Below are 6,349 nucleotides of genomic sequence, written 5' to 3'. Positions count from 1 at the left end.
ATCCCGGGCACGGGCCCGGGGTCGATACCGGCGCCGGGAACGTGCCGGGGCGCCGCCAGCCGTGTCCGTACGGACTCGACCAGCGCGTCCCGCACGGCGCCCACCGCGTGGTCGGGGTCGGCGGGCGGCGCGGCGACGGCGAGCGAGGCGACGGGTTCGTACCCGGCGATCTCGCGCGCCCCGGCGCGCAGGATCAGCGCATGCCCCGGCGGAATGCGTTTCACGCCGTCGTACGGGGTGGAGTCGTGGAGCGCGGCCGGCACGTCGGGGGCGGCGAGCAGCGCGGCGAGGTGTCCGAAGTCGAGGTTGGCCTCGATGAGGTCGGCGAGCGGCAGCGCGGCGGTCGCGTACGCGGTGCCGCCCGCCCAGGGGGTGTGGAAGACCGGCCGGGCACCGGCGAGATCGCCGCACACGGTGACCCGGCGCCCCACCTGCACGACCGCCGTGTAGCTCCCCGGCCAGGCGGTCAGGTGCCGCAGCGCCCCGCCCCGCGCGGCGAACAGCGCGACGCGCAGTTGCTCGTCGGAGGCCCCGCACGTGCCGAGGACGGCGATCCGGGTCTGCTCGTCGGCCTTGACCACCCGCACCTCGTCGGGGCGCCAGTCGCCGACCGCCCAGAGCGGGTCGGGGTCACCCCACAGCAGCTGGGACCCCACGGGGTGCACGGTCTCGCCGTCCACCCCGGTGGCGCCGGCGGAGCCGGTGGGGCCGAACCCCGTGGCGCCCGCGGCGGTGCTGCTCCATCCCACCAACCACCGCATCGCCGCCTCCACATGCCGTGGACAACCAGTGCACCGTACGAACCGGTTCCCCATGCTGCCATGAAGGAGGCGCTCAGGAGGGGTGCCGGAGCCGTACGCGCTCCGTCGAATGCGCCCCGGCGGAGACACTCGCCCCGCCCCGGACAGGCGCCCGCCACGGAGGAGTCACCGTACCGGCGCCGGGCGGTCGACCAGGCCATCACGACGCGAATGCGCCCCCGCAGCGCGCCCCTTGGACCCCCAACGCGCCGTCAACTACCAGCGTAGAAGCGGTGATACACCCGAAGGAGTGGGGTCGTTTTTCGGCCAAATCGGAGCGGTGAGGCCAGTCTCGAACACGCTCCGTACAGGCTCTGCGCACCGCTGGGCGGTCGCGCGGTCCGGGAGACGGAACACGCCTCCCGGACCGTTCCACCGCCCGCGGGGATGAAGGCGGCGGTGTCCCCCAGCCCACTGGATCCAGTACAGCGGGCCGACCCACGCACCGACCATGGAACCGCTCCCGCGATGGCCGGAGAAGAGCGCACACACGGGCGCACGGCCACACACCGGGAGCGCGCCGCAACTGCGCGTATCGGACCCGTACTTCAGTACGGACCACAATCCCGCCATCCGGAAGAATGCCCCTTAACGCTTGGGATGCGGCGAACTACGCTGGGTTTACGAATGCCGCATGGTTATGCCAGCGCGGCAGCCGTCTGTGTCGAGGGGTGGCGCATGTCCAGGGAGCAACGCGGGCCGAACGAAAAGCTCGGCGCCGTTCTCGCCCTCGCGGGAATCTCCAACGCGGGTCTCGCGCGACGCGTCAACGACCTTGGCGCCCAGCGAGGACTGACGCTTCGCTACGACAAGACGTCGGTGGCGCGCTGGGTGTCGAAGGGCATGGTGCCGCAGGGCGCCGCTCCGCACCTGATCGCCGCCGCCATCGGCCAGAAGCTGGGCCGTCCGGTGCCGCTCCACGAGATCGGCCTGGCGGACGCGGACCCCGCACCCGAGGTGGGACTCGCCTTCCCCCGTGACGTCGGACAGGCGGTGCGCTCCGCCACGGAGCTGTACCGGCTGGACCTGGCGGGCCGCAGGGCCGGCTCCGGCGGCATCTGGCAGTCGCTCGCCGGATCGTTCGCGGTGAGCGCGTACGCGACGCCCGCGTCACGCTGGCTGATAACCCCGGCCGACAGTTCGGTGGCGCGTGAGGCGAACCCCGCCGACGGCTCCGGGACACCGTCCAAAGTCGGCCACAGCGATGTGCGGAAACTGCGGGAGGCCGCCGAGGACGCCCGGCGCTGGGACTCCAAGTACGGCGGAGGGGACTGGCGTTCGTCGATGGTCCCCGAATGCCTGAGGGTCGAGGCGGCCCCGCTGCTGCTCGGCTCCTACTCCGACGACGTCGGCCGCTCCCTCTTCGGCGCGGCGGCCGAACTCACCCGCCTGGCCGGCTGGATGGCCTTCGACACGGGCCAGCAGGAGGCCGCCCAGCGCTACTACATCCAGGCCCTGCGCCTGGCCCGCGCGGCGGCCGACGTCCCGCTGGGCGGTTACGTGCTCGCCTCGATGTCGCTGCAGGCGACCTACCGGGGCTTCGGCGACGAGGGCGTGGACCTCGCCCAGGCCGCGCTGGAGCGCAACCGGGGGCTGGCCACCGCCCGCACCCTGAGCTTCTTCCGCCTCGTCGAGGCACGCGCGCACGCACGCGCGGGCGACGCCCAGGCGGCCGGTGCCGCCCTGAAGTCGGCGGAGAGCTGGCTGGAACGCTCCCGTCCCGGCGACAGCGACCCGACCTGGCTCGGCTTCTACTCCTACGACCGTTTCGCCGCCGACGCCGCGGAGTGCTACCGCGACCTGAAGGCGCCCCGCCAGGTCCGCCGCTTCACCGAGCAGGCGCTGTCCAGCCCGACGGAGGAGTTCGTGCGCTCGCACGGACTGCGGCTGGTCGTCTCGGCGGTCGCCGAACTGGAGTCGGGCAACCTGGACGCGGCCTGCGAGCAGGGCGTCCGCGCGGTGGAGGTCGCGGGCCGCATCTCGTCCGTCCGCACCACCGAGTACGTCAGGGACCTCCTGCACCGTCTGGAGCCCTACGGCGACGAACCCCGCGTGGTCGAACTGCGCGAGCGCGCCCGCCCGCTGCTGATGACGACCGCCTGACCCGATCCGCGCCGAGAACCCGCCCTTCGGGTTTGAAGGCGTTGTCAGTGGCGCAGTGCACTATCGGACGCGGGAGGTGGTGCGGGTGGTGACGGGGCGGTCGTACGACTGCGACGTACTGGTGATCGGCGGCGGGATCGTCGGCCTGTCGACGGCGTACGCGCTCACGCGCGCGGCGCCGGGCACGCGGGTCGCGGTGCTGGAGAAGGAGCCGGGCCCCGCCCGGCACCAGACGGGCCGCAACAGCGGCGTCATCCACAGCGGCGTCTACTACCGCCCCGGCTCGCTGAAGGCGCGGTACGCGGTGTCGGGCGCCGCGGAGATGGTCAAGTTCTGCGCGGAGTACGGCATACCGCACGCCGTGACGGGCAAGCTGATCGTCGCCACGACCCGCGAGGAGCTGCCCCGGCTGCACGCCCTGGTCCAGCGCGGCCGGGAGAACGGCATCGCGGTCCGCGAGCTGTGCGGCGCGCAGATCGCGGAGTACGAGCCGGAGGTCGACGGCCTGGCGGCCATCCACGTCGGCACCACCGGCATCTGCGACTTCACCGCGGTGGCCGGCCGGCTCGCTCAGGCGTCGCAGGCGGCGGGCGCGGAGATCCGCTACGGGGCCCGGGTGGTACGCGTCGACCGCCGCCCCGACCGGGGGGTCGCCGTCCTGACGGCCGGCGGCGACGTCGTACGCGGCCGGGTGCTGGTGAACTGCGCCGGTCTGCACTGCGACGAGATCGCCCGCCGCACCGGCGACGAGCCCGGTGCCCGGATCGTGCCGTTCCGCGGCGAGTACTACGAGCTGGCCCGGCCGGAACTGGTGCGCGGCCTGGTCTACCCGGTGCCCGACCCGGCGTTCCCCTTCCTCGGCGTCCACCTCACCCGGGGCATCGACGGCGGCGTCCACGTCGGCCCCAACGCGGTACCGGCACTGGCCCGCGAGGGCTACGACTGGCGCACGGTGCGTCCGCGCGAGCTGGGGACGACCCTGGCCTGGCCGGGCTCCTGGCAGCTGGCCCGCCGCCACTGGCGGTACGGCACCGGTGAACTGCACCGCTCGCTCTCCCGGCAGGCCTTCACCCGGGCCGTGCGCCGACTGCTGCCCGCGGTGCGGGAGGACGACCTGGTGCCGGCGGCGGCCGGGGTGCGGGCCCAGGCGGTGCTGCGGGACGGCACCCTGGCCGACGACTTCCTGATCCAGGAGACCGCCCGCACGGTCCACGTGCTGAACGCCCCCTCCCCGGCGGCGACGGCATCCCTGCCGATCGGCCGCGAGGTCGCACGACGGGCACGGGCGGCGCTGGAGGCGGCGGAGCGCTGACCCACCACCCCCGTGGAGGCCGTCCCGGATTCCGCTCGGGGGGTCGGTGCGCGGGCCCCGTAAAATCGGAGGCACTGTGTCTGACACCGTTAACGCTTCCGAAGCCCTTCGTCCCGCCCCCGGCCAGGACTCGCCGCACACGTCCGGGGTGGCCGTCCGGCATACCCGGGCCAAGGGGGAGCCCCGGTTTCCCGACGGACCGAAGGCCGATCCCGCCGGGTCGCACTTCGAGCGGCGGATCCGGAGCTTCCAGCCGCGGCGCAGCCGGGTGACCGCCGGACAGGCGGACGCCCTGCAGCGGCTGTGGCCCGCCTGGGGCTTCGACATCGACGGCAGCCGGCGGCTCGACCTCGCGGAGTTCTTCGGCAACGACAATCCCGTCGTCCTGGAGATCGGCTTCGGCATGGGCGAGGCCACCGCGCGGATGGCCGCCGCCGACCCGGCCACCAACATCCTCGCCGTGGACGTCCACACCCCCGGCCAGGGCAATCTGCTCAACCTCGCCGACCGGCTCGGGCTGACCAACGTACGGGTCGGCAACGGTGACGCGATCATCCTGCTGCGCGAGATGCTCTCCCCCGGCTCCCTCGGCGGGCTGCGCGTCTACTTCCCCGACCCCTGGCCGAAGAAGCGGCACCACAAGCGGCGGCTGATCCAGCCGGAGTTCCTCACCCTCGCCGCGACCCGCCTCGCGCCGGGTGCGGTGCTGCACTGCGCCACCGACTGGGAGCCGTACGCGGAGCAGATGCTGGAGGTGCTCACCGCACACCCCTGCTTCGAGAACACGCGGCCGGACGGCGGTTTCGCGCCGCGTCCCGCCTTCCGGCCGCTCACCCGTTTCGAGGCGCAGGGGCTGGAGAAGGGTCATGTCGTGAACGACGTGCTCTTCCGCCACGTACCGCGGGACGAGCAGGCAGCAGACCGAGCCTGATACAACCCCGCCTCGTGAGGGTCGATCCCGTGGCCATCAGTCCCCCGTACCCGACGCCTCCCGGCGCCGCCCCCGGCGGAGCGCCGCGGCACACGCACTGGTGGCAGCGGCCCTGGGTGCGGTACGGCGCGCTGATCACGCTGCTCGCCCTGTCCGGGCTGGTCATCCTCGCGCTGGTGCGCGAGCAGACCGGGACGCGGGGGTTCCTGGTCGGGCTCGGCCTCGCCGTCCTGCCCGTGCCGCTGCTCGTCGCCGCCTTCCGGTGGCTGGACCGGGTCGAGCCCGGACCCTGGCGGAACCTGCTGTTCTCCTTCGCCTGGGGTGCCTGTGCGGCGGCGCTGATGGCGATCGTCGCGAACAGCTTCGCCACCCGGTGGATAGCGACGGCGACCGCCGACCCGACCGGCGCCGACACCCTCGGCTCGACCGTCATAGCGCCGGTGGTGGAGGAGTCCGCGAAGGCCGCAGCCGTCCTGCTGGTGTTCCTGTTCCGCAGACGCGACTTCACCGGGATCCTCGACGGCGTGGTGATAGCCGGGGTCACCGCCACCGGCTTCGCGTTCACCGAGAACATCCTCTACCTCGGCACCGCCTTCGGCACCGACCAGCTCACCGGCGACAGCGGCATCGCCTCGGTCACCGCGGCGACCTTCTTCGTCCGTGTCGTGATGTCGCCGTTCGCGCACCCCCTGTTCACCGTGCTCACCGGGATCGGCTTCGGCATCGCCGCGCTGTCCACGGACCGGCAGCGGGCCCGGCGCGTGCTGCTGCCGCTCGGCGGGCTGCTCCTCGCGATGGGCGTGCACGCGCTGTGGAACGGCTCCTCGGCGCTCGGCCAGTACGGCTTCCTCGCGGTGTACGCGGTCTTCATGGTGCCGGTGTTCGGGCTGCTGACCTGGCTGGTGGTGTGGACGCGGCAGCGGGAGCTGCGGACCGTGCGGGCGGAGCTGCCCGCCTACGTGGCCGCCGGGTGGCTCAATGCGGCGGAGCCGTTCGCGCTGGGCTCGATGCGGGCCCGGCGCGTCGCCCGGCAGTACGCGCGCCGTCACGGCGGGAGGGCGGCGGCGCGGTCGGTCGCCGAGTACGAGGCGTACGCGACGTCACTGGCGTTCCTGCGGCACCGGGGGCGGCTCGGGCGGGCGGGGACGGACTTCGTCACGCGGGAACGCGAGCTGCTGCTGGAGCTGTGGCACCGGCGGGGGG

At 73.6% G+C, this 6,349-nt stretch carries 4 protein-coding genes and 1 pseudogene; 4 read left to right on the top strand and 1 reads right to left on the bottom strand.

The features are described 5' to 3' along the window. Window positions 1–761, bottom strand: a pseudogene (locus B7767_RS13030) (asparagine synthase); the annotation flags it as partial. A 717-nt stretch (window positions 762–1,478) separates the two neighbouring features. Here B7767_RS13030 and B7767_RS13025 point away from each other — a divergent pair. From B7767_RS13025 to B7767_RS13010, 4 genes are all read left to right on the top strand, one after another. Next, window positions 1,479–2,903 carry an MFS transporter gene (locus B7767_RS13025; protein WP_085572330.1) on the top strand — a complete coding sequence of 475 codons (1,425 nt, stop codon included), beginning with the start codon at window positions 1,479–1,481 and terminating at the stop codon, window positions 2,901–2,903. 55 nt (window positions 2,904–2,958) lie between these two features. Continuing rightward, entirely contained in the window at window positions 2,959–4,215 is a 1,257-nt protein-coding gene (gene lhgO, locus B7767_RS13020; RefSeq protein WP_085572329.1) for an L-2-hydroxyglutarate oxidase, read from the top strand. Between the two features lie 76 nt (window positions 4,216–4,291). Further along, window positions 4,292–5,146 (top strand): tRNA (guanosine(46)-N7)-methyltransferase TrmB, encoded by an 855-nt coding sequence (gene trmB / locus B7767_RS13015; RefSeq protein ID WP_179167132.1) that lies wholly within the window; start codon window positions 4,292–4,294, stop codon window positions 5,144–5,146. A gap of 29 nt (window positions 5,147–5,175) precedes the next feature. Continuing rightward, the coding region (locus B7767_RS13010) for a PrsW family intramembrane metalloprotease (protein ID WP_107486051.1) at window positions 5,176–6,349 on the top strand (1,174 nt) is incomplete at its 3' end.

The organism is Streptomyces sp. 13-12-16 (assembly GCF_002114215.1).
Lineage (GTDB): Bacteria > Actinomycetota > Actinomycetes > Streptomycetales > Streptomycetaceae > Streptomyces.
Note: the sequence above shows the minus strand (reverse complement) of the source record. Positions and strands in the feature narration are given on the sequence as shown.